Source organism: Haloarcula hispanica ATCC 33960, assembly GCF_000223905.1.
Taxonomy (GTDB): Archaea; Halobacteriota; Halobacteria; order Halobacteriales; family Haloarculaceae; genus Haloarcula; species Haloarcula hispanica.
Window position 1 is genome coordinate 2,141,048 of record NC_015948.1, and the last position, 22,113, is coordinate 2,163,160.

The 22,113-nt window shown below is 63.9% G+C and carries 22 protein-coding genes and 1 tRNA gene; 10 read left to right on the forward strand and 13 right to left on the reverse strand.

Annotated elements, in window-relative coordinates; genetic code table 11:
• Positions 1–4 precede the first annotated feature (4 nt).
• The 3 genes from HAH_RS10780 to HAH_RS10790 all read left to right on the forward strand — a co-directional run bounded on the left by HAH_RS10780 (position 5) and on the right by HAH_RS10790 (position 4,250).
• Positions 5–2,458 (forward strand): bacterio-opsin activator domain-containing protein, encoded by a 2,454-nt coding sequence (locus tag HAH_RS10780; protein WP_023843367.1) that lies wholly within the window; start codon positions 5–7, stop codon positions 2,456–2,458.
• Between the two features lie 99 nt (positions 2,459–2,557).
• Positions 2,558–2,857, forward strand: a complete 300-nt coding sequence (locus HAH_RS10785; RefSeq protein WP_014040936.1) for a HalOD1 output domain-containing protein — start codon at positions 2,558–2,560, stop codon at positions 2,855–2,857.
• A 424-nt stretch (positions 2,858–3,281) separates the two neighbouring features.
• Positions 3,282–4,250 carry a terpene synthase family protein gene (locus HAH_RS10790; RefSeq protein ID WP_014040937.1) on the forward strand — a complete coding sequence of 323 codons (969 nt, stop codon included), beginning with the start codon at positions 3,282–3,284 and terminating at the stop codon, positions 4,248–4,250.
• A 74-nt stretch (positions 4,251–4,324) separates the two neighbouring features.
• Here HAH_RS10790 and HAH_RS10795 read toward each other — a convergent pair whose 3' ends face one another.
• Together HAH_RS10795 and HAH_RS10800 are read right to left on the reverse strand one after the other, a co-directional pair.
• A complete protein-coding gene (locus HAH_RS10795) occupies positions 4,325–5,833 on the reverse strand; it encodes a (R)-citramalate synthase (protein WP_014040938.1) in 1,509 nt (502 codons plus the stop codon).
• A 196-nt stretch (positions 5,834–6,029) separates the two neighbouring features.
• The gene (locus tag HAH_RS10800; RefSeq protein ID WP_014040939.1) at positions 6,030–6,374 is read right to left on the reverse strand and encodes a DUF192 domain-containing protein; all 345 of its coding nucleotides are present in this window, start codon (positions 6,372–6,374) and stop codon (positions 6,030–6,032) included.
• 82 nt (positions 6,375–6,456) lie between these two features.
• On the opposite strand from HAH_RS10800, the gene HAH_RS10805 reads away from it, so the two are divergent.
• The 4 genes from HAH_RS10805 (at position 6,457) to HAH_RS10820 (ending at position 10,724) form a co-directional block, all read left to right on the forward strand.
• Positions 6,457–7,005 carry a DUF7097 family protein gene (locus HAH_RS10805; RefSeq protein WP_008312684.1) on the forward strand — a complete coding sequence of 183 codons (549 nt, stop codon included), beginning with the start codon at positions 6,457–6,459 and terminating at the stop codon, positions 7,003–7,005.
• 71 nt (positions 7,006–7,076) lie between these two features.
• Complete coding sequence (locus HAH_RS10810; RefSeq protein WP_008312682.1) at positions 7,077–8,174, forward strand: ATP-binding protein; 1,098 nt, start codon at positions 7,077–7,079, stop codon at positions 8,172–8,174.
• A 68-nt stretch (positions 8,175–8,242) separates the two neighbouring features.
• Positions 8,243–8,812 (forward strand): GMP synthase subunit A, encoded by a 570-nt coding sequence (locus tag HAH_RS10815; RefSeq protein WP_004957654.1) that lies wholly within the window; start codon positions 8,243–8,245, stop codon positions 8,810–8,812.
• Between the two features lie 55 nt (positions 8,813–8,867).
• The gene (locus tag HAH_RS10820) at positions 8,868–10,724 is read left to right on the forward strand and encodes a DUF2070 family protein (protein ID WP_014040941.1); all 1,857 of its coding nucleotides are present in this window, start codon (positions 8,868–8,870) and stop codon (positions 10,722–10,724) included.
• Between the two features lie 227 nt (positions 10,725–10,951).
• On the opposite strand, the gene HAH_RS10825 is transcribed toward HAH_RS10820, so the two are convergent.
• Positions 10,952–11,036 (reverse strand) — tRNA-Ser (locus tag HAH_RS10825).
• Positions 11,037–11,121: 85 nt separating this feature from the next.
• On the opposite strand from HAH_RS10825, the gene HAH_RS10830 reads away from it, so the two are divergent.
• Positions 11,122–12,069 (forward strand): AAA family ATPase, encoded by a 948-nt coding sequence (locus HAH_RS10830; protein WP_008312676.1) that lies wholly within the window; start codon positions 11,122–11,124, stop codon positions 12,067–12,069.
• Here the strand turns inward: HAH_RS10830 and HAH_RS10835 are convergent.
• The gene (locus HAH_RS10835; protein WP_014040942.1) at positions 12,066–12,476 is read right to left on the reverse strand and encodes a GtrA family protein; all 411 of its coding nucleotides are present in this window, start codon (positions 12,474–12,476) and stop codon (positions 12,066–12,068) included. The genes HAH_RS10830 and HAH_RS10835 overlap by 4 nt on opposite strands.
• Positions 12,477–12,482: 6 nt before the next feature.
• Complete coding sequence (locus HAH_RS10840) at positions 12,483–13,901, reverse strand: sulfatase-like hydrolase/transferase (RefSeq protein WP_014040943.1); 1,419 nt, start codon at positions 13,899–13,901, stop codon at positions 12,483–12,485.
• A gap of 220 nt (positions 13,902–14,121) precedes the next feature.
• Between HAH_RS10840 and HAH_RS10845 the strand changes: the two genes are divergently transcribed.
• The gene (locus HAH_RS10845) at positions 14,122–14,649 is read left to right on the forward strand and encodes a GNAT family N-acetyltransferase (protein ID WP_014040944.1); all 528 of its coding nucleotides are present in this window, start codon (positions 14,122–14,124) and stop codon (positions 14,647–14,649) included.
• 21 nt (positions 14,650–14,670) lie between these two features.
• Here HAH_RS10845 and HAH_RS10850 read toward each other — a convergent pair whose 3' ends face one another.
• Genes HAH_RS10850 through HAH_RS10860 form a run of 3 tightly spaced genes read right to left on the reverse strand, consistent with a single transcriptional unit; the run spans position 14,671 to position 17,590 of the window.
• Positions 14,671–16,389 carry an ABC1 kinase family protein gene (locus tag HAH_RS10850; protein WP_014040945.1) on the reverse strand — a complete coding sequence of 573 codons (1,719 nt, stop codon included), beginning with the start codon at positions 16,387–16,389 and terminating at the stop codon, positions 14,671–14,673.
• Positions 16,390–16,407: 18 nt separating this feature from the next.
• Positions 16,408–16,764 carry an Hsp20/alpha crystallin family protein gene (locus HAH_RS10855; RefSeq protein ID WP_014040946.1) on the reverse strand — a complete coding sequence of 119 codons (357 nt, stop codon included), beginning with the start codon at positions 16,762–16,764 and terminating at the stop codon, positions 16,408–16,410.
• 49 nt (positions 16,765–16,813) lie between these two features.
• Positions 16,814–17,590: a GIDE domain-containing protein gene (locus tag HAH_RS10860; protein WP_014040947.1), complete on the reverse strand. Its 777-nt coding sequence runs from the start codon at positions 17,588–17,590 to the stop codon at positions 16,814–16,816.
• A gap of 111 nt (positions 17,591–17,701) precedes the next feature.
• Between HAH_RS10860 and HAH_RS10865 the strand changes: the two genes are divergently transcribed.
• Positions 17,702–18,628 (forward strand): molybdopterin-binding protein, encoded by a 927-nt coding sequence (locus HAH_RS10865; protein ID WP_014040948.1) that lies wholly within the window; start codon positions 17,702–17,704, stop codon positions 18,626–18,628.
• Here the strand turns inward: HAH_RS10865 and HAH_RS10870 are convergent.
• The 5 genes from HAH_RS10870 to HAH_RS10890 all read right to left on the reverse strand — a co-directional run bounded on the left by HAH_RS10870 (position 18,616) and on the right by HAH_RS10890 (position 22,112).
• Complete coding sequence (locus tag HAH_RS10870; protein WP_014040949.1) at positions 18,616–19,263, reverse strand: HAD family hydrolase; 648 nt, start codon at positions 19,261–19,263, stop codon at positions 18,616–18,618. The two genes, HAH_RS10865 and HAH_RS10870, sit on opposite strands and share 13 nt — an antisense overlap.
• A 108-nt stretch (positions 19,264–19,371) precedes the next feature.
• Entirely contained in the window at positions 19,372–19,791 is a 420-nt protein-coding gene (lwrS, locus tag HAH_RS10875) for an LWR-salt protein (protein ID WP_014040950.1), read from the reverse strand.
• A gap of 10 nt (positions 19,792–19,801) precedes the next feature.
• Positions 19,802–20,080 carry a 4a-hydroxytetrahydrobiopterin dehydratase gene (locus tag HAH_RS10880; RefSeq protein ID WP_008312658.1) on the reverse strand — a complete coding sequence of 93 codons (279 nt, stop codon included), beginning with the start codon at positions 20,078–20,080 and terminating at the stop codon, positions 19,802–19,804.
• Between the two features lie 41 nt (positions 20,081–20,121).
• A complete protein-coding gene (gene hemA / locus HAH_RS10885) occupies positions 20,122–21,468 on the reverse strand; it encodes a glutamyl-tRNA reductase (protein ID WP_014040951.1) in 1,347 nt (448 codons plus the stop codon).
• A complete protein-coding gene (locus tag HAH_RS10890; RefSeq protein WP_023843369.1) occupies positions 21,465–22,112 on the reverse strand; it encodes a precorrin-2 dehydrogenase/sirohydrochlorin ferrochelatase family protein in 648 nt (215 codons plus the stop codon). Before HAH_RS10890 ends, hemA begins: the two co-directional genes overlap by 4 nt.
• Between the last annotated feature and the right edge of the window lies 1 nt (position 22,113).

A 22,113-nucleotide genomic window follows, 5' to 3' on the forward strand; every position in this document is an offset into this window, starting at 1 on the left:
CGGTATGGAGAAGCCGGTCGGTGGAACGGACGAGAACGAACAAGCGGCACGCGACACACCGGCACAGCAGTCTCCCCCTGTGCTGTTGGAGACTCTCGCCGCGCGAATGCCCGAGCCAGTGGTCGTCACCGCCGCGGACGGGGAGATACGGACCGGGAACGATCACCTCTGTGACCTCCTCGACTCCGACCCGTCGGACGTGTTCGGGCGTCCGATAGCCGAGTTCTGCCCGGATCTGCGTGACGTTGACCTCGGAACCCACTGCAATCAGTCGCCAGGAACACCGCTGACGTCGTCGTGTTCCGCCGGCGACACGGAACGGTGGGTCGAAATCGCCTTCGAACCCCAGCAGTGGGACGGCGAGGAACTGTACCTGGGTATCGTCCACGACATCACCGAGCGCCACGAGCGGACGGAGATGCTCGAACAGTACGAACGCATCGTCGAGACCATCGAGGACGGCATCTACACGCTCGACGAGGGGTTCACGATGCAGACGGTCAACAGCGCCGTCGAGTCGATGACCGGCTACGACAAGGACACGTTGGTCGGGTCGAACGCGACGCTACTGGCGGACGAATCCGTTATCGAGGAGGCCGCGGAGATGTCCCGGCAGTTCATCGAGGGCGAGCGCGACGTCGGGACGCTGACGACGGACCTCAGAACCGCTGACGGGGACACGCTTCCGATAGAGACCAAGTTCACGACGTACGACCGCGAAGACGGAAGCTATCGGCAGGTCGGCGTCGTTCGGGACATCTCGGACCGGAAGCGGTTCGAGGAGACGCTCGCGGCGCTGCACGAGTCGACCAGAAAGCTGCTGCACACGGAAACCAAGACAGCCGTGGCCGAACAGATACTCGACACGGCCGTCGACGTGCTGGAACTCCCCGACGTGGAGATCTACCTGTTCGACCGAAGCGACAACACCCTTCGCAGCGTCGGCGACGCCGAAGCGGACCGAAGCGCGTCGGTCGGGCCGGGTCAGAGCGCAGTGTGGGACGTGTTCGTGCAGGACAGCGCCGTCGAGGTCGCCCCCGGCGAAAGCATCGACCTCGGAGCGGGACCGGTCACGGCGAACGCGAAGCGACTCTGCCTCCCGCTCGAAGACCACGGCGTGTTCTACGTCGAACTGGGCGAGCAACACAGCGACGCCAGGACCCGAGAGATGGTGGATCTGCTCGCCGCCAGCGCGGAAGCCGCGCTTGCGCGCGTCGACCGCGAAACGACGCTCCGCGAACGCGAGGCCGAGCGCCGCGAACAGAACCGCGAACTGCGGCGGCTCAAGCAGGTCAACGCGATCATTCGACGGATCGATCAGGTGCTGGTCGAAGCGGAGACCACCGAGGAGATCGAACAAGCCGTGTGTGACCAGTTGGCCGAATCCCAGTGGTTCTCCTTCGCCTGGATCGGCCGACAGGACGCGACGGAACTCGTCCCCAGAGCGTGGGCGGGCGACACCGCCAGCTATCTGGACGCCATCTCGCTGTCGCTGGAGCGCGAGGGCGGGCCGCCGGCCGTCCAGACTGCACAGTCCGAAGCGATGACTATCGTCCCGTCGGTGGCTGACAACCTCCGAGGCGACCATTGGCGGACGGAGGCGCTCTCCCGCGAGTTCCAGTCGGCGCTCAGCATCCCGCTCGAATACGACGACTTCGTCTACGGTGTCCTGACGGTGTATGCCGAGCAAGAAGACGGGTTCGACGAGATGCTTCAGGAGGTGTTTGCCGAACTCGGTGAGACCATCGCGAACGCGATACGGGAGGTCGAGTCCCGGCAACGCCGGGCGGGTGACGGCACTGTCGAACTCGAACTATCACTGTCAGCCCCGCAGTCGTTCTTGACGCACTTCTCGGATCGCGTCGGCGTCCCGGTCGTCTGTGAAGGGGCCGTCCAGCGGAGCGACGGTGCGATCCGTCTCTTCCTCGCTATCTCGGACTGCGACCCGGCTGTCGTCGAGGAGCAGATGCTGTCGATGGCTCGCGTCGACACCGCGCGAGCGATTTCGACCGACCAACTGGACGGGCTCTATGAGGTTGTCGTGACCGGCCAGACTGTCGCGGAGACGCTACTGGAGCAGGGCGGGCGGTTGAAATCGATCCGAACGTCGACGGGCGGACTCACGGTGACAGTTGTCGTCTCGGGCGAAACTGATGTCCGCCAGTTCGTCGAACAACTCGGCGAGCGCTACGCGGACGTCAAACTGATCGCGCGCCGTGACGGCGCACAGTCCAATGGCCAGCGGGACAGTACAGTCCGGTCGGCGCTGGAGGAGCAACTCACCGACAGACAGCTCGAAGTACTCCAGACGGCGTATCTGAGTGGCTTCTTCGACTGGCCTCGGGAGACGACCGGCCAGGAAATCGCGGCCAGCCTGGACGTGTCACAGCCGACGGTCAACCGGCATCTCCGCGTCAGCGAGCGAAAACTGCTCGAACTCGTGTTCGGCGATAGCTGAGACCGTCGCTATAGTATTAGTGACCAGTCCGGCGGGCTGTATCTGTATAGCCACAATCACCTTTTCAATCACTCATCAAGGGACAAACAGCGACAAACTATGTCCCAGGCAAAACTGGTCTACAGACCGACACCCAACGAACCGTTGAGCGAAACCATCGTCCACGCTGTGGCCGACACGCTGGGTATCGACCCCGTCGACCTCGATGACCGAATCAGTGACTGTATCGACCCTGATGCGCTGGACCGGCTGTTCCGTCCGGATACGGACGGCACCCCGAGCCCTGACGGGCTGGTCGTGTTCAGTATGGCTGGCTGTCGTATCGAAGTCGAAGGGAACCGTTCGGTGCTGGTGACACCGTCCCGCGACGTCTCGGCGGCAACTGGACTCGAAGCGTAACTCGACTCCGTGTGCGGGTGTTCTGCTGGCGCTGTGTACCCTTACCCGTGGCCCTCGTCAAGAGGTGCATTATTGTCGCCTTATTTTCCTCACTCATTTGAATATCATTGAGAAAGTTCAGTAAGCAGATATTTCCTTTGCAGTAGCAATTGAAAAACTGGTACGTAACTTGGAGTAAAATTGTGTAAGTATACCGTTAATAGCACATTACCAGCACCCTACAGGTCAGTACCACTATAAGCGCAACTTCGCCTCTCGAATGTATGGACCTCGGACACCAACTGATCGAAACCGGCTCGCAGTCGGGCAAGAGCGTCGAGGCAGTGACCGGCCAATCTGAAGAAGTAGAATCACCCAAAAGTCGGTTAATCAAACATTATTCCACTGCCGAGATGCAGGGTGCAAGCGTTGGGGGACAGTCACAATGAGTGTTGAGTCACCCTCGGTCGATACACAGGACCTTCTCGAAGAGGTTCGGACGACCAGTCTCCCCGACCGGGTTGCAGAACTGGCAGACGAGTACGAGCGGGTCTGTGGCGAGCGTGACCGGTTCCTCTGGCAGTGGATCTACTCGCTGTTCCCCGAGTTCACGCTCTCCTCCGTCCACCCGGACCACGCAGACCACGTCCGGACGCAGAAGACGGTACTCACGATGTACGTCACGATTCTGGATGACATCGTCGAGAACGACGGGGACCGAGACACCTTCGAAGAGGCCCGACGACTCGTGCAGGATCCGTCGTCCGTTGACCCGAGCCGTGCGGCGGTAAGCGAGGAATATTTCTCCTTTATCGAGCGTGTGTGGCGAGAGTTCGAGGGGGGACTAGCTGACGCGCCCCGGGTCGACGAGTTCTACGACGTGTTCACCTACGATATGCGACAGACGCTGAACGCGATGGATTACAGCGCCGTCGTCAACGAGAACCCACGGATTGCGAACCTCAGCGGGGCCGAAACATACGGGGCACATAACATGGTAATGTTCCCCTACGCGGCCGTTGACCTCATGTATTCGCCGGAATTCGAACTCGCCGATTACGGCACGGTCCGGGACCTGATCTGGGACCTGCAAGAAATGGCCCGCATCGGCAACTGGCTCACGACCTGGGAACGAGAAGTCAGGGTGGGAGACTACACCGCGGGAATCGTCGTGCTGGCCCTTCAAGAAGGGTTCGTCACTCCCGAAGAACTGGAAAACCCTGACGGAAAGGCCGAACTCATCGACAAAATCAAAGCCGAACAGTTCGAGGCCCGGTTCCGGGACCGGTGGGCCGACATCTACCAGTCCGTGCGCGACCGCGAGTTCGACACGGACAGCGTCGACCTCGACGCGCTGGTGGAGGGCATGGAAACCGTGTTCCAGTACCACGAAGCCAGCCGCGGACACAAGTAAGAACACGACTTTTCGTGGTCCGCGGAGAGGACCGGCCTGATTCTGCGCGCCTGAGATAGGTAGCTGCCGTGCGGTCAGTCGTCGGCGACGAGCGGGTCCTCGTCGTCGGTGACGAGGCGGTCCATCGCGTCGACCATCGCGCGCACGGACGCCCGTGTGATGTCAGAGTCGCTGGCGGAGACGACGACGTGGTCGTCGCCGCGCGACATCTCGATTTCGACCGTGACGAGCGCGTCCGTTCCGCCGGTGATGGCGTCGACGTGGTAGTCTTCGAGCGTCGCGTCGGCGGTGTGGGACAGCGCCACCTCGGCGGCGTTCATCGCGGCGTCGACCGGCCCGGAGCCGACCGCTGCCTCCTTGCGTTCCTCGCCGTCGACCGCGAGTCGGACGCTCGCCGTCGGCGTGTCGGAACCGGAAACGGCGGTCAGGCCGAGCAGTTCGACCCGGCGGTCGCGCGCGTCGCCGGTCACCTCGTCGGCGATGGTCAGCAGGTCGGCGTCGGTGACGCGCTTGCCGCGGTCGCCGATCTCCTTGACGCGGCTGACGATTTCCGAGAGCTGGTCATCGGTGACCTCGACATCGTGCTCGTCGAGGGCGGCCTCGACACCGGCTCGGCCCGCGTGTTTGCCGAGTGCGAGGCGGCGCTCGCGGCCCACTTTCTCCGGCGGGTACGGCTCGTACATCGAGTCGTCCTTGAGCGTGCCGTCGGTGTGGATACCGGACTCGTGGGTGAAGGCGTTCTCGCCGACGACCGCCTTGTTGGGAGCCAGCGGGATGCCGGTCCGGTTGGCGATGAGCTGGGCGAGGTCGTACACCTCGGTCAGGGCCATCGACTCGACGCCGTACCCGTGGTCAAGCGCGATAGCGACCTCTTCGAGGGCGACGTTGCCGGCGCGCTCGCCGATGCCGTTTATCGTCCCGTGGACGAGGTCTGCACCTGCCGCGATGGAGACCAGGGCGTTCGTCACTGCGAGCCCCAGGTCGTCGTGGGTGTGGGTACTGACTGGGCCCAGGTCGGAGAGCCGGGAGACGCATTCGAGTGCGCGGTCCGGCGTCGCGTGACCGACGGTGTCGGCCCAGCAGATGCGGTCCGCGCCGGCCTCGACGGCGGCTCCGAGCAGTTCTTCGAGGTAGTCCAGGTCGGCTCGCGAGCCGTCCTCGCCGATGACCTCGACCCAGAGCCCGTGGTCGGCGGCGTACTCCACCAGTTCGACAGTGTTGTCGACGTTCTCGGACTTGGACGTGCCGACCTTCTGCTCGACGTGCTTGTCGCTGGCCGGAACGACGAGATTGATGCCATCGACACCACAGTCGAGTGCGAGATCGATATCGTTCCGGATACCGCGACAGAAGCTAGTGACGGTACCGTCGAGGTCGAGCCCCGCGACGCGAGAGATCGTCTCGCGCTCGCCGGGGCCGGTACAGGCGCTCCCGGCTTCGATGACATCGATACGGGCCGCGTCGAGCGAGCGGGCGATATCGGCCTTGTCGTCCGGCGTCAGCGACACGCCGGGGGCTTGCTCACCGTCGCGAAGTGTCGTGTCGAGAAACTGTACCTCACCGACATCTGAGAGCGCACGCATCGCTGGGTGCCCCTCGAACAATGTGTTCTGACTCACAGAAGATGCTCCATCACGCGCCACGAATTTCGCGGCCAGCCGCCTCGCGGCGACTTCCTCTATCCTCCGTCGGGTATTCCGACATAGTGGTGTCTACTCTACTCTTCACGGTCTAAAAGGTGACGGAACTGATTACCACGACCCATGCTATTGAGACTCGTTATTCAAGACGGACCGTATCGCCCTCGGAAACGTCCGACGCCGCGCCACCGGGCAGTTCGATGACAGTATCCGCGTTCGCGTAGCCGACCGAGCGCCAGGGCTGTAGGGTTTCGACGGCCTGGACCTCCTCGTCGACGAGCCAGAGCACGTCGAGTGGGAACCGGACGAACAGCATATGGATGAACTGTCGGCTCGCGCGGTCGAAGGGGAAGACCAGCGCGTAGTCGTCGGGAATCGACGACCGGAACATCAGCCCCCGGCCCTGTTCGAGCATCGACTCGGCGTACTCCACCTCCGTCGCGAGGGAGCGAGCCGCGCCGTCGGGGTCGTGGACGAGACGCATACCACCGCGGAAGTCGTAGGCAGGCAAAAAGTCTTCTGTCGGAACGGAGGGTTTGAGGGGGCACGGCCACTCACTATGTCACATGGAGAAGGCTCCCGGGGGGACGTCCGTCGGCGTCGACGACCCATACGACCACGTCCAGCGGTGTGACTTCGTCACCGGCGAGGGGAAGTGTCGCTGGGCGCGCGAACACGGCCACCACGACCCCGAGTTCGCCAACACCCGTAGTGCCGACGACTTTCGCTGTCCGGCAGCGATTGCACCCGATGACGCGGACGCAGACGCGGAGCCGGAATGGGATTGGGTCGACTGCCCGCATTTCCGCTCTCGGAACCACGACCGGGAGTGTGTTCGTTGCGGACTTGAAGAGCGACGGATGGCCCACTCTGCGGACCGACCGCTGCTAGAGGAACACCACCTCTCGTACCGCGAAGGCGGCAACGAGCTATCACACGAAATAACGGTCTTTCTCTGCCGGTGGTGTCACGCGAAGATCCACCAGTCGTGGGCGCGGCTCGACGACGACGCAAACCCGGACCCTGAAGCCATTGCACAGCGGGAACAGCGCCGCTCTAAGGAGCAATCCGAACTGGGGTTTGAATCGGCTGCCGACCGCTACGACGACTCGTAGCCCCACTCGATTATCAAACCCGATAATCAGTGGCAGACGGATAAGTAGGAACACAGTAACTGATTAGTATAGTGACCTCTCCGGCGCTCACGAAGCAGTCGCTGGGGACGGGATATGTCGTCGCAACGGGTTTCGTGATTTCCGGCGCGTTACTTGCCCACGGCATGTCTATCGTCCGGCCGTCCCCGATAGACGTGGTCATCCTCAGCGTGGGGTTGACACCGGCGCTAGCCCTGGTAGCCGCGAACTACTGGCTCCCGGTGAGCGGACTGTCCGGAGATCAGATATGGACTGCCGCGGAGTGGTGCGGACTGGGCATCGCGCTGTTTACGCTCATCAAAATCGTCGTGCTGCTCGCCCCAGTACCGCAGTCCTCGATGATCCCGTCGATACTCGCAAGCGGGGTCGCAGTCGGCGGGTTTGGCGGGGTTCTGTTCGGGTGGCTGCTGGAGCTCCGGCGGTCCCGGCGCAGACTCACCCAGAGCAACGAGGTGTTGTTTCGAGTGCTCAGGCACGACCTCCGGAACGACCTCAACGTCGCACTCGGGCACCTCGGCGAACTGCAGCGGGAGACAGCAGAGCGTGGCGACTCCAAGTCGCGTGCGCACGTCGAGCAGTTGAACGGTACTATCGACGATATCATCGCCACTACGGAGAAGGCGAGGCAGATAGAGTTCGCGTTCGACGCGGACCGTCGCGCACAGCAACCGATCGACCTCGTGCCGTGTGTCAGAGAACAGGCGAAAAAAATCACGCAATCGCACCCGGAGACAACTGTTGAACTCGACCTCCCGGAGCAGTCGAAGGTGTACGCCGACTGGATGCTCGACACTGTGCTTCGGAACGTCATCGAAAATGCGGTCGTTCACTGCGAAAATACCCCGACGCTGTATATCTCAGTCGAAGAGCACGGCCGAACCGTGTTCGTTCACGTCGGCGATAACTGTCCGTCGATTCCACAGCACGAACGAGATGTCCTCAATAGCGGCGTGGAAACGCAACTGTGCCATTCAAAGGGGATCGGGCTCTGGCTGACGACGTGGATCGTCGAGAGTTACGGCGGGGCAGTACACCTCACGACCTCGGACGGCGGCAACACCGTGACGCTGGAACTGCGTGGCCCGACAGTTCTCGACGGGGTTCGCCAAACCCTTCGAGAGTGGCCCTGAAACCGGACGCGGGGGAACCGTCGACCGCATCAGGAGATATATACGCCTTCGTAGCCTTCGCGTCAGTAATGACCCGAATCGACGTTATCGACAATCACGGACAGTTCACACATCTGGAGCAGCGCGCGCTCCGGGACATGGGCGTCGACGTCTCACTCAGGGACAACACGACCCCGCCGGAGGAGATCGACGCCGACGGCATCGTCCTTTCGGGCGGCCCGGACATGGACGATATCGGGAACTGTCCCGAGTACCTCGACCTCGACGTTCCAGTGCTCGGCATCTGTCTGGGAATGCAACTCATCGCCGACGAACTCGGCGGCCGAGTCGGCGGCGGCGAGTACGGCGGCTACGCGGACGTGACGGTGGACATCCTCGATGATGACGACCCGCTGCTCGGCTCGCTGTATCCCGAAACGCGTGTGTGGGCCAGCCACGCTGACGAAGTGAAGGAAGTCCCGCCCGGATTCGAGCGGACCGCGACCTCCGATGTCTGTGGCGTCGAGGCGATGAGCAACACAGACGAAGCGATATACGGCGTCCAGTGGCATCCAGAGGTCGCTCACACCGAAGAGGGCGAGGAAGTGTTCGAGAACTTCCTGTCGGTCTGTGACCAGCAGTCTGTCGCTCGCCAGTAATCGCTGAAGCGTGATGTAACTGGTTTTATATTCACGCGTAGGATGTGATACATAAATGACGGCGACACAGGGAAATCTCGCTAGTCTTTCGCGGTTTATTTTCAGGGCTCCGACCTGGTATACGAGCCTGGCCTTTGCACTGGTCATCGCGGCGATGACTGGTATCGTTGCGTTCGATTCGCGGTTCATCCTCGACGACGCCTGGCAGGGCGTGTTTCTCATCGGCCTGCCGACCTCAATCGCCAGTGCCGTGACGCCGTGGGTCGACCGGCAGCTGGGCGGGCAGCTAACCCCGAACCGGGCCACGCTGCTTGCGGTCATCTGTGAGTTGATCACTATCGCGATGCTGACTGTCGCCGGCGTTATCGCCATCTTTACCGTCCGCCTCGGGCAGAACTTCGTCTTCGACGTGCTGTTAGTCGCGCTGGCGTCGATATTCGCCTTCCGGCTGCTGATACTGATGGCCGTCTCGCGGCACTCACTGCTGAAGGCGGCGATTCCGGCGAGCGTCCAGACGGTCACTGCCGCCGTGTTGCTGGCGATATACAGCGGGGCGACCGCGTTCATCCTCGAAGACCCGATGCTTCGGGAGTACCTCTCCCGCCCGGAGGAGGTCCCGCCGCAGGTACAGGGGTTTATCCCGCAGGACTTCGTTATTCTCGCGGTTATCTGTGTCATCTACGCGCTAGCAGTCTGGCTGTTCCTGGTCGTCATCGACCAACCATGGCGCTCCTCGCTCGGCGTTTCCGCGCTGGATTTCCTCCGGGGGTTCATCGGGCACATCGCCGAAGGCACGCGCGAACTGGAGGAGTTTTTCGAGGACATCGGCGAAGAAGCCGTCGTCCCGGTCACCTTGCTGTCGGTCCGTCGGCCGGGCGGCGAGGAGAAAGCCCGGTTCGTCCTGCCGATGATTCACCCCGGCCCGATGGGTGAAATCGGCGGCGGTAACCTCCCCAGACGCGTCGCCGAATCGGCCGACGGCCTGGCCTTCCCGCCACACGCGACCGCCGGCCACGACTTCAACCTCGTCACGGAGCGGGAGGTCGACACGATCCTGTCGACCGCAGAGACGGCGTACCAGAACCTCGAATACGACGACCAGGCGACGGCGGGCCTCCGTGTCACAGAGGGCGAGGCCACGCTGACGGGGCAGGCCTTCGGCACCGATGCGCTCGTCGTGAACACGTACGCGCCGGGCTGTGCCGACGACGTGGAGTACGCCGTGGGTCTCTCAGCGATGTCGGAAGCGCGGGCCGACGGGCTCGACGACGTACTCCTGGTCGACGCACACAACTGCAACGACGGGCTCGAGGGCGACGACCTCGGCCACGTCGTTCCCGGCAGTCAGCGGTCATTCGACATGCTCCACGGGGCCGGTCAGCTTGGAAACTTGCTCACAGATGCCGAAACCGGCCAACTCCGCTGTGGAGTCGCCTGGGACAGGACCCCCTGGGAGCCCGAGGAGGGCATCGGCCCGCTCGGAATCCGGGTCTGTGTCTTCGAAGTCAACGGCCAGCGGACGGCGTACGTGCTCATCGACGGCAACAACATGGAGCCGGGCCTCCGTCAGCGCATCATCGACGCCGCCGACGGCGTGGATATGATGGAGGTGATGACCAGCGACACCCACATCGTCAACACCGTCGAGGCCGAGAATCAGGTCGGACAGGTCATCCCCGAGAAGGAAATCGTTGCGCTCATCGGGGACCTCGTCGACAGAGCCGTCGCCGACCTCGAACCCGTCGAGGCCGGGATGGCGAGCGAACAGGCGACCGTGACGGTGTTCGGCAACGACCGGACCGAGACGCTGGCCTCGACTGCCAACGCGATGGTCTCGATGGGTGGCGCACTGGCCGGGGCGTTCATTCTCGTCGTAATGACGATCAGCGTGTTGATTTTCCTGCTGACCTGACGGCGGTCGGCCGGATACGATCCGATTCCTGCAGCACTACCGACTCGCTACGCTCGCCGACTCTGGTACAGAGAACGCCGAGGAGGAGATTTGAACCACGCCCAGACGGTCCGGGCGTGCGGCGCGGTGCGCCGTTCCGGGCTGCGACTGGTCTACTCCAACTCTCCACGCATCACGGTCCTGCAGCACTGCCGACTCGCTGCGCTCGTCGGAATGGCTGCAGAGAACGCCGAGGAGGAGATTTGAACTCCTGAGTCCGTGAGGACAGTTGCTCTCGAAGCAACCGCCTTGGCCAGGCTAGGCTACCTCGGCTCACCCATCAGTACCGCCGTTTGCTCTTTAGGGGTTTCGATTTCAGACTCGACACCCCTTTACCGGACCCGTAACATGACAGGCTATGGACGCTACCGAGGCAAGCGAGGTGTCGAGTCAGATCCTCGACGAGATCGGGAGTGCCGTCATCGCCGACCGCGGTTTCTTCGAGACAGTGCTGCTGGGGGTCGTCGCGAAGGGCCACGTCCTGCTCGAGGACGTTCCCGGCACGGGAAAGACACTGACCGCCCGCAGCGTCGCGACCGCGCTGGGGCTGTCGTTCTCCCGCATCCAGTTCACGCCGGACCTCCTGCCGGCCGACATCACGGGAACGCACATCTTCAACGAGGAGTCCCGGAGTTTCGAATTCACCGAAGGACCGGTGTTCGCCAACGTTCTGTTGGCCGACGAGATCAACCGCGCGCCGCCCAAGACCCAGTCCGCCCTGCTCGAAGCGATGGAAGAGGGACAGGTCACCGTCGACGGGGACACCTACGACCTTCCCGAACCGTTCTTCGTCATCGCCACGCAGAACCCAGTCGACATGGAGGGGACTTTCGAACTCCCCGAAGCGCAGGTCGACCGGTTCCTGGCAAAGACATCACTCGGCTATCCTGACGACGAAGGCGAGGTCGAACTCCTCCGGCGGCGTGCCGGCCGGACGACACAGAGTCCGACCGTGGAGCCGATACTTGACGCGGAGTCGGTCACGGAACTCCGGAGCGTTCCGGAGACGGTTACCGTCGACGACGACCTGCTGCAGTACATGGCTGCCCTCGCCCGGGCGACCAGAGACGATTACCGCGTGGACGTCGGGGTCTCACCGCGCGGGACCCAGCGGCTGTTCGAGGCAGCGCGGGCGATGGCGACCATCGCGGGCCGGGAGTACGTGGCACCGGACGACATCAAACGGGTCGCACAGCCAGTGCTGGCACACAGACTGGTGTTGACGCCTGACGCCCGCGTCGAGCAAGTCGACAAGGGGACCGTTATCCAGAGCGTGCTCGACGAGGTCCCCGTCCCGACCGTCTAACCCCACGTCCAGCGGGCGTCAAGCGCGTACCGGTACACACCCGTGATGACGATAGCCCCGCCATTGCCGACCAGCGGCACGACGCCGCCCCAAGTGACAAACGCGTAGAGGAGGCCCAACTGGAGCGGGATCGCCGTCCCACGAACGAGGTTCGTCTTCCCTAACCCGACTACGTACTCTCGCAGATCCGAGTGCTGTGACCGGTGGAACGTCCAGGCGTTGTTGAGGACGTACTGAAGCAGAATCGTACACTCGATTGCGATAGCGGCCGCGAGAATGTAATTCAGGCCACCGACATCGTTGAACAACCATAGCAGCGCTTGCTGAATTGACGCAGCAAACACACCGACGAGGAAGAACCGGACGAGTTGCTGTCGTCGGGCCGGTGTGACGACAGCGGACGCCATACAGCCTTACTGATAACCGAGCGCCTTTAACCGTGCTGTTATCTCGTCAGATGCCTCGGTGTTTTCCGCCCCCGTCCCGTCGCTATCGAGTTCTGCGAGGTGTTCGGCAACTGCATCCGAGAGCCGGTCGAGGACGGTCACAGGCGGATCGGCGTCCGCCGAGTCCGAACACAGATCGACCTGCTCTTCGGGATCGCTCGTCCGGTCGTACAGTTCCTGACGCCCCGATTCCGTGAATTCGATGTACGTGTAGCGCTCGTCGCGTGCGCTGAGGAGGAGCTCCCCGTCCGCGCGGCTCCGCGGGATCGGCTGGCTGGTCACGCTCTCGCCCCGGACCGCTGCGGAGACGATGGGGCCGCGGTCCTCGATGTCCGCGCCGTGGATCGCCGGGGCGACGGACGCTCCGTCCCACTCCGTCGCCGGCGTGAGCGACAGCAGATCGCACACCGTCGGCGCGATCGTGTCGAGGCCGACCGTCGTCTCGACCGACTGGCCCTCGCTGTCCGGTGTCGAGACGATGTAGGGAACGTCGATGAGCTCCCGATAGAGCTTGGGGTAGTGAGCGAGATGGCCGTGTTCGAGGAACTCCTCGCCGTGGTCGCCGGCGACGACGACGGCCGTATCATCGCGATGGCCCTCTGTTTCGAGGGTGTCGAGTAGCCGACCGACGCTGGCATCGACCTGCCGAACCGTCGCCTCGTACAGCGTCCGGAGCGTCTCCAGCGTCCGGTCGTCGACTTCCCAGCCCAGCCCGGTTCGGAGGTGGGAGGTGAGCATTCGGAGGACACCGAAGTGGTTGTCCGACACCTCGCGGATGTGCCGCGGGGCCGGCACGTACGGTGTGTGCGTGTCCATGTAGTGGACCCACAGGAAGAACGGTCCGTCGGTCGTCGCCAGAAACTCGGTGGCGCGGTCTTCGAGGTCGCCCATCCGGGACACGTCGGCGAAGGGCCGTTCGTCAGACCCGCCGCTGAGGACGGTCGCAGCACGACGGAACGGTGAAGTGCCGAGTTGGACCCACGCCTGGATGGTCGGGTGGGCCGCCAGGTACTTGCTGTAGCCGCCGCTGTCGACGAACGGCTCGAACTCGTCGAACCCGCGGTCGTATCCCCAGTGATCGGTGAGAAAACCGTTTGCGGCGTTGAACCCTGCCGTCTCGATACCGGCATCGGACACCTGCTCGGCCAGCGTCGGCGTCGACGCCAGACCGATGTCGTCGCTCTCAGCGAACACCGGCCGCGAGCCGTGGATGGACGGGAACGAGAACGGCGTCCAGTTCCCCTGTGCGACGGCGTTTTCGAAGACAACGCCCGACTCAGCGAGCGAGTCCAGGACTGGGGAGACGCTGTCAGCGCCACCCAGTGCGTCCGCTCGCAGCGAATCAACCGTGACCAGCACCACGTTGTTCGTTGCCGGGGCCGTCATTGTCGGCCCACACTCCTCCGTGATCGTAATGGTATCGACGTATCGCGTCCGCGATCCGGGGTTTGCACCCGGTACGTGCCACCGTATTTTCTCATACCCCCTATACCAGACACTGAATACTGAACGTTCCGGATAAATTCAGGGGGCTATAATAGAACCATACTCTGATAAGGTAGAATTAAACCCGTTCTCCGATAATGTGCTGTCCAGAACATATTCGATGACCAACTCCATTCAGCTTCGGTCCTACGACGACCGGGACGCCGACGCTGTCTGGTGTCTCCACGAGTGGGCAATGCGAGCGACCGGCAATGACCCCAGTGACATCCCCGGAACGTCGGACCTGCAAAACATCGAGACGCGGTATTTCGACACCGGCGGCGCGTTTCTCGTCGGCGTCGTTCCCGATGCCGACGATGACCTCCCACAGACGTTCGACGGCGGCCTAACCGCGATGGGCGGGTTCCTCCCGAATGAAGTCGGGCACGCGGACGAGCGAACCGTCTCCGGCGCGGCCGAACTCCACCGGATGCGGGTGGCTCCGTCCCGGCAACGACGTGGCTACGGTCGGAGCCTCCTCCACAAACTCGAACAGCAAGTGGTCGAGCAGGGATACGAGGTCCTGCTTGCGACGACATCACAGAGCCAGCCCGCCGCGGTCGCGTTCTACCGCGACGAAGGATACCAGGAGGTAGACCAGTCAACACAGGGCGAGTACGAACTCGTCCACTTCGAGAAACGGCTCTGACCCAACAATCGGACGCGGCGTTCAGTCACCGCTGTAGGCGTCGTCGGTGTCCTCGCCGAAGGAGGTGTTGAGCCCACTCGGGCTCTCCCGGTCCTGCTCACGCATACTCTGTCGCGTGAACTGCGGCTTGGCGCGGACGGCCTTTTTCGAGCGGAACGACCACCACAGCGCCAGAGAGAGCCCGACGGTTCCAGCGATGCCGACACCAGTGGCCGGCAGCGACGCCTGCGTGTAGAGGAACGCTGTCGAGAACAGCGTGCTCGCGAGCAACATCCCGAGGATGAGCCGCTTGGTCATCGTCGCGAGCAGGCCATCGGAGTCCTCAATGTCGGCCTGTACGCGGAAGTCCTCCCGCTCGACTCTGTCGAGGGCGGACTCCAGTTTTGGCGGGATACGGACGGCCGACCGGGCGGCGTCGGACACTTCGGTCGCCCGGTCCTCGACGAAGTTCCGGACGCCCTCGGCGAGATACCCCTCCTCGCGGAGATAGTCGGTAGCAACGCCGATGAAGTCGAAGTCCTCGTCGAGCGTGACACAGACGCCTTCGACGACAGTGGCGACGCGCAACACGAGCGCCAGATTCGCCGGCAGGCGAAGCGGGAACTCGTAGATGGTGTCCTCGACCTGCTGAATGATCTGCTGGACGCGGTACTGCTCGATGTCCTCGCCACGGGCGTCGGCGATGGCCAGTTCCATCACGTCACCCATCACCTGCCGGTCGGCCTCCGGCGAGAGCGTCCCCATCTCGATGAGGGCATCGAGGATGGCGTCGATGTCCTGATCGGCGACGGCGGCGTAGAAGTCGATGATCTTGTCCTGCACGAACGGGTCGACTCGACCGGACATTCCGAAGTCGTAGAAGACGAGTGTCCCGTCGTCCTGCACAGCGAGGTTCCCGGGATGTGGATCGGCGTGGAACACGCCATCGTCGATAATCATCTGGAGGTACGCCCGCTGGAGCGTCTCGGCCAGTTCCGTCCGGTCGATACCACCCGCATCGAGGCTGTCGATGTCGTTGATCTTCGTGCCCGGAACGTACTCCATCGTCAGGACGCGTTGCGTGGAGTGGGACTCCTTGACCTTGGGAATGCAGATACGGTCGTTGTCCCGGAAGTTCTCCCGGATTTCGGTGAGCATGCGGCCCTCCCGCTGGTAGTCCATCTCCTCGCGGATGGTCTTCGAGAACTCGTCGGCTAGCGTCTCAAGCGAGAACGACCGGGAGTCGTCGATGAAATACATCAACAGCGGGAGCGACCAGCGGACGACCCGCAGGTCGGCCTCGACGAGCGTCTCGATACCGGGCCGGCGGATCTTGACGGCGACCTTCTCGCCGTCGACCTCCGCCAGATACACCTGGCCGAGCGACGCGCCGCTTATCGCCTCTGTCTCGAACTCGTCGAAGCGGTCGTCGACGGAGCCCAGTTCGTCCTCGATGACGACCCGTGCCTCGTCCCAGTCCGCCGGTGGCACGCGGTCCTGCAACTTCGAGAACTCCTCGATGTACTCCGGCGGCAGGACGTCCGGCCGGGTCGAGAGTATCTGTCCGAGTTTGATGAACGTCGGGCCGAGCGTCAGCAGCGAGTCGAGCAGTTGCTGTGCACGTTTGCGACGCTGTTCAGGCGTGACACGGCGCGACGAGCCGACCACGAAGAACCGCTTTCGGTCTCGTGCGTACGCGACCAACAGGGGCAGGAAGTGGCGAGCGACGACGAGGAACCGCCAGTACGCGCGAAGGTTCACCGGCTTGCCACCTCTGGGTCAGTCCCCGTCGATCGGGATTGTAGTGCTCGGTGCGGCTGTCGCCTTCGGCAGGCGGAGCTCGAGGACGCCGTTTTCCACGGTCCCCTCCCCGCCCTGCCCGGTCGTGTCCGGCGGGAGCGGGAGCTCGGCGTCGAGGAACACGGAGCGGTCCTCGCGGACGAACGTGAACTCCCCGGGCACGTCTTTGGTCCGTTGCCCGTCGATACGAAGGCGGCCCCCTTCAACGGTCACGTCGATTGTGTCCGCGGTCACACCCGGCAGGTCGAGCACGAGCAGGTATTCGTCCTCGGATTCGAGCACGTCCGCGAACACGGCGTCGGGAAGATCCCGAAGCGCTTCACGCAGGGCTGGCATACGCCTGTCTAAGTGGTACGCAGTGGTAAACCCGACGGTCTCTGCTACTCTACAGGGGTACGGAGAGGAGGACGGCAGCACCGATAAGGACAGCCGCTAGTCCGAACACAGTTTCAGCGATAGCGCCGCGAACAATCCGTCGGGCCGTGCCACGCTCGCTGGTGTCGGAGATGACGAACACCGGCGTCCCATCGCCATCCCCGACGACGGCGTCGACCAGATTACTTCCCCACTCCGATGCGGGGCCGCGCATCGCCTGACCGTAGACGTACACGTCCTCGCCAACGTCCAGCCGGCGCTCGGTAAAGCGCTGCTTGTTCCCCAGGCTGATCTCAGTCACGAGCAGGTTCACGGACCCGTCCTGTGCCTCGACGGCATCCGTTCGCTCGACGTAGCCGGCCAGGCGCTCGGGGAGTTCAGTCCCGGGGGATACCGTCACGGACTGGGACTCGAACCGTACGTCCGCGCCGTCGGGATTCACGCGGACGCGAGCGTTCCCGTCGTCGACGATGAAGTCGACGCCGGCCTGCCCCTCGTCTAGCGTCTCCCAGCTGGAGTGTTTCCCCGACGACCGATACTCCTCGACCTCGTAGGTGTAGGCCAGACACTCGCTGCCGGTGAAGGGGGCTGTGACCGTGCCGGCGTCTTCGTCGGCGACGGCTGTGCCGGTGATTTCGACGGGACCGGAGTGCCCGTCGAGCGAGCGCACCGGGACTGGATCGTTCCGGAGGATGTGAAACACCGTTCGGAGTTCCCGGCCACCGCGGAGGAGGACGAAGCCGCCGATGACCAGGAACACGATGGCGACCAGTTGCGGGAGGACCATACGGCCACTCCGCGTCGGACCGAACAAAAGCGTTCCCAGTCCATGTAGGCGAGTGACTGATGGGACGTGGCCACTCGGGGCGTTTTTGCCATAGTACCCACTAGCAAGGGTATGGCTGGCACCCCGCCGTCGGAGGCCGAGCCGCTCGCGCTGGAGACTGCCCGCAGACAGCTCGGTAGCTTCGCCGTCCCCGTCGACCGGACAGACAGGATTCCGCTGTCCGTCGCTGTCGGACGAGTGCTGGCAACAGATGCGACGGCGAACAAACCCGTCGAGGAGGCAGGTATCTCGGTCGATGACACCGTCTTCGACCAGGGGCATCAGGTACGGCCCGGTGACGTGGGACTGCTGCGTGCGACCGGCGTCTCCGAGCTACTCGTCCGCCAGCGACCGCAGGTCGGAATCGTACCGACTGGCGACGACCTCCGAGCGGCTGCCAGCGCGGCCCGCGAGGTCGAGACAGCGGGGTTCACGCTGGCGCAGTACGCCGACCGGTGGGGCGGGAAAGTGACCTACCGGGACCCCGTCGCCGACGACGCACCGGCGCTCCGGATGGCCGTCCAGCGCGACCTCACCCGTGATGCGCTCGTCATCACCGGAACCGAGCCGGGGGATACGCTTCGAGAGGTCGTTGCGGACCTCGGCGAAGTGTTCACCGACTACGTCGATATCGACCCCGGCCAGCGGACGGGAGTCGCCGTCGTCGAGGACCGCCCGGTCCTGCTGTTGCCGGAGTCGCCGAGTGCAGCCCGCGTCGGCGCGGTACAACTCCTTCGTCCGCTACTGAAGGCGTTTGCCGATGCACCGCTGTCGGATCACCCCCACCAATCAGCCTCACTGAGCGACGGGGTAGACAGCCCTGCATCCGTCCGTTCGTTCGTGCCGGTCACCGTGACCGACGGGACAGCGGCGCCACTGCCGGGCGCTGACCTTGCCACGGCGACCCGAGCCGACGGCTGGGTATCCGTGCCTGCAGACGAAACTGGTATCGATGCCGGAACGACTGTCACCGTGGAAAACTGGGACTACCTCCCCTGAGACGACGCCAGATCGAGCAGCGAGGCGACGCGCCTGTCGCCGCGCACGCACCGACCCATCTCCGCCGGGGACCGCCGACCGACGTGGACCCCGTCGAGGCCCGCGTTCCACGCCGCGCCGATGTCTGACGGGTTGTCGCCGGCGAGCACGCCGCGGTGGCCGTTGTACCAGACGTCCATCTCCCGCATCGCCAGTTCCACCGGCTTCGGGTCGGGCTTCCAGCCGATGTCGTCGTCACAGCAGACGACCGTCTCGAACCAGTCTGCGATGTCGAGGTGATCGAGCACCGGTTCGGTGAGGTACTGCTGGCAGTGCGTGACCAGTCCGACCGGTGTATCGAGGGTGGCGAGGAACGCCTCGGCGTCGTCGTAGAGATACGTCGCCTCGGCCCGGGAAATGGGATCTTCCTCCTCGTGGAACAGCCGCCAGAACTCCTGCTGGTCGACATCGCGCTCTGCGAGTGTCTGCGACCGTGTTCCACCGAAACCGTACCAGAGCGCATCCCGCTCCCGGTCCGTGAACTCGACGCCGAGGCGGTCGCCGACGGCACCCATCACTTTCCGGGGGTAGGCTGGCTCGATATCGACGAGCGTCCCGTCGAGGTCGAACAGCCAGAAATCATAGTCGGTGGTCATGAGGGGTGATTTTATTGGGGATTTTCTAATAAAGTCTTTCGGGCCCTACGACTAGTTTTGCTGCGTATAACACCGCTGTAAACACTGACTACGCAGCGACGTTTCTTTTCACGCCACACGGATCGAACTGCCGAGGTACTTGTTGAGCACTTCGCTGACCGAATCAGCGTTGAACAGGGCCAGGTCGTCGGCGATTTCGGCTTGTAGCGCGTCGAGGTACGCCTCCTCGGTCCGGAGTTCACGGAACGACGCCGAGACGACCGGGCAGCCGAGTTCGTCCTCGACAAGCCGACGGAAGTGCGGTTCGTCGGCCAGTTCGCCCCGCCAGAGCGTGTCCCGGAAGAACAGCCAGCCGCCGGTCCCCGGGGTGTCGGCCGCTCGATACAGCGTCGTCTCGAACCGGTCGGGGTCAGTCCACAGCCCATCCGCGTCCGGCTCCAGCCGGATTTCGACCCGAAAGACGTACCGTGCGGTCGCCCCCTCGGGGTCGGTCGGCCGGAGCGACGCGAGTCCATCGGCGGTGTCCACGGTCACACCGTCAGTCGTGGATGCCGTTCAGCCGCTCGGCGAGATCGATGTCGTTCTCGGTGATGCCACCGGCGTCGTGGGTCGTGAGTCGGACTTCGACCTCGCCCCAGCGGATGGTCATCTCCGGGTGATGCCACGCGTCTTCGGCGAGGCCAGCGGCGGCGCTCAGAAAGCCCGACGCGTCCAGATAGCCGTCGAACTCGAAGACGCGAACGATTTCGTCGCCGTCGCGGGTCCACTCCTCGGGTAGCCGGTCGCTAATCTCTGCATCAGAGAGCAGGTCTGCCATATCGGCTACGTCGGGCGGCGTGGGCAAAAAGGTGGGCGTGGTCAGTCGTCAGAGAGTCGGTCGAGCATCGCGTTCGGGATCTCGTCGCGCATGCCGTCGGGGATGTCGTCGACCGACATGCCCTGGGTGAACTCGGGCGGGGTGGCCTGGTCCGGGCCGCCGAAGTCCGGGTCGAACAACTGGAGCGCCGTATGAATCGTCGACCAGTCGTCCTCCTCCGCGGCGTCGCGCAGGCTCTTGGTCGGCGCGGCGAGGATCTGCGAGACGATGGCGTCGGCCATCGCTTCGACGACTTCCGCCTGGTCATCGTCGAAGTCAGCCGCCGAGAGCGCGCTGTTTATCTCGGCCGCCTTGACCTGTTCGGCGCTCTCGTACATCGTCGAGATGACTCTGTCGGCGCGTTTGCGCTTGTACTGCGTGAGCAGGCGGTCGAACTCCTCGTCGACGATGCGTTCGACTGCCTCGGCGGCTCGCTGCCGCTTGTTCCGCGTTTCGGCGGTCACCGACTCCAGCGCGTCGAGGTCGTACACCGTCACCGACGGGAGTCGGTCCGCGCCGGCCGGAACGTCACGCGGCTGGGCAATATCGACGATAGATACGTCACCGGCATCGCTGAAGGTCCCGATATCGAACACCTGGTCGCCGCTCCCCGTCGCCGAGATGACGGCACTGGCCTCGGAAACGGCCGCTTCGATGCCGTCGAGCGCAACCGCACTGGCGTCGATGTCGACCGATTCGGCGACGTGCTCCGCATGTGGCACTGTCCGATTAGCCACGAGCAGCCGGTCTACCTCCTCGCTGAGCGCATCCGCAGCGAGTTGGCCCATCTCGCCGGCACCGACGACGAGCGCTGTCCCGTCAGTCAGCGAACTCTCCTGTTTGAGCAAGCGAACCGCGGCGGAGGCAATCGAGACGACACCCTCGTTGATCTTCGTCTCCGTGCGGGCGCGCTCGCCGACGTGAATCGCTTTCGTGACACCGTCTTCCAGCATCGGCCCGATGCCGCCAACGCCGCGGGCTGTCTCGTAGGCGGTCCGGAGCTGGCCGAGGATCTGGTCCTCGCCCAGCACAATCGATTCGAGCCCGGCGGCTACCCGGAGCAAGTGACGGAGGCTCTCCTCGTGACCCATCTCGACGACGACATCTTCGGGCACGGCGCGGGTGAACAGTTCGAGCGCGTCGAGCCCGTCCGCGTGATCAGAGACGACGACGTACCCCTCGGTACGGTTACACGTCTGTAGCGCAATCGCCTCTTCGACCTCTGGGTTGGCGAGCAGGGATTCGACGGCGTGGCGCTCGCTGTCCGCCGCAGCGGTCTCTAATTGGTCGACGCTTGCGCGTTCATGGGAGATACAGACCCCAACGATTGCACCAGTGTCCCCTCTCACGTTTGATCACCAGGTAACTCTCCGATCACGTCTCTAGCTACTTGCTCTCCCTTGTACCTGCCACTATCTAAAGCCTTCCAAACTTCCCGTGACCTGACAACGAGTCTAACGGCGTCACGTCGTTCGGCCGGCGGGACGCCCCGGTCGCGCAGGTCCTCACGGAGGTCACCAACGAGTTCCGCCATCAGACCGGCGTTTCCGAACTCGTCTTCGAAACGCTCGCGGAGGTGTTTCGACAGCGCCGGCGCGCGCCCGCCGGTCGCAATCGCCAGCGTCACCGGGTCGTCCCGCACTGTCGCCGGGACGACGACATTGCCGAACGACTGGTCACCGTGGTCGTCGGCACGGTTGACGAGCGCGCCGTGCTCCTCGGCAACCGCGGTGAAGGCGTCGTTCAGGGCCGAGTCGTCCGTCGCGGCGACGACCAGTGCCGGGTCGGTCCGCTCGACCCATTCTTCGGCATCCTCGGGGTCCGGGGCGGCCCGGACCTTTTCGGCGTCCGCGAACGCCCGGTCGGCGAACTCGGGACTGAGGACGACGACGCTCGCCTCCGTGGCGAACGTTCGGGCCTTGCGCGCACCGACCGGACCGCCGCCGACGACGAGCACTGTCTCGCCCTCGAAGTCGTGCATGAGCGGAATCATC

What these genes read in the sequence shown, in the direction of transcription:
- HAH_RS10890 (WP_023843369.1), bottom strand. Translation starts at nt 22,112, where the DNA reads ATGATTCCGCTCATGCACGACTTCGAGGGCGAGACAGTGCTCGTCGTC.
- HAH_RS10840 (WP_014040943.1), bottom strand. Translation starts at nt 13,901, where the DNA reads ATGACGGCCCCGGCAACGAACAACGTGGTGCTGGTCACGGTTGATTCG.
- HAH_RS10800 (WP_014040939.1), bottom strand. Translation starts at nt 6,374, where the DNA reads ATGCGTCTCGTCCACGACCCCGACGGCGCGGCTCGCTCCCTCGCGACG.
- HAH_RS10835 (WP_014040942.1), bottom strand. Translation starts at nt 12,476, where the DNA reads ATGGCGTCCGCTGTCGTCACACCGGCCCGACGACAGCAACTCGTCCGG.
- HAH_RS10785 (WP_014040936.1), top strand. Translation starts at nt 2,558, where the DNA reads ATGTCCCAGGCAAAACTGGTCTACAGACCGACACCCAACGAACCGTTG.
- HAH_RS10780 (WP_023843367.1), top strand. Translation starts at nt 5, where the DNA reads ATGGAGAAGCCGGTCGGTGGAACGGACGAGAACGAACAAGCGGCACGC.
- HAH_RS10860 (WP_014040947.1), bottom strand. Translation starts at nt 17,590, where the DNA reads ATGGTCCTCCCGCAACTGGTCGCCATCGTGTTCCTGGTCATCGGCGGC.
- HAH_RS10795 (WP_014040938.1), bottom strand. Translation starts at nt 5,833, where the DNA reads ATGCGTGCGCTCTCAGATGTCGGTGAGGTACAGTTTCTCGACACGACA.
- HAH_RS10805 (WP_008312684.1), top strand. Translation starts at nt 6,457, where the DNA reads ATGGAGAAGGCTCCCGGGGGGACGTCCGTCGGCGTCGACGACCCATAC.
- HAH_RS10830 (WP_008312676.1), top strand. Translation starts at nt 11,122, where the DNA reads ATGGACGCTACCGAGGCAAGCGAGGTGTCGAGTCAGATCCTCGACGAG.
- HAH_RS10870 (WP_014040949.1), bottom strand. Translation starts at nt 19,263, where the DNA reads ATGACCACCGACTATGATTTCTGGCTGTTCGACCTCGACGGGACGCTC.
- HAH_RS10880 (WP_008312658.1), bottom strand. Translation starts at nt 20,080, where the DNA reads ATGGCAGACCTGCTCTCTGATGCAGAGATTAGCGACCGGCTACCCGAG.
- HAH_RS10845 (WP_014040944.1), top strand. Translation starts at nt 14,122, where the DNA reads ATGACCAACTCCATTCAGCTTCGGTCCTACGACGACCGGGACGCCGAC.
- HAH_RS10815 (WP_004957654.1), top strand. Translation starts at nt 8,243, where the DNA reads ATGACCCGAATCGACGTTATCGACAATCACGGACAGTTCACACATCTG.
- HAH_RS10790 (WP_014040937.1), top strand. Translation starts at nt 3,282, where the DNA reads ATGAGTGTTGAGTCACCCTCGGTCGATACACAGGACCTTCTCGAAGAG.
- HAH_RS10855 (WP_014040946.1), bottom strand. Translation starts at nt 16,764, where the DNA reads ATGCCAGCCCTGCGTGAAGCGCTTCGGGATCTTCCCGACGCCGTGTTC.
- HAH_RS10865 (WP_014040948.1), top strand. Translation starts at nt 17,702, where the DNA reads ATGGCTGGCACCCCGCCGTCGGAGGCCGAGCCGCTCGCGCTGGAGACT.
- HAH_RS10820 (WP_014040941.1), top strand. Translation starts at nt 8,868, where the DNA reads ATGACGGCGACACAGGGAAATCTCGCTAGTCTTTCGCGGTTTATTTTC.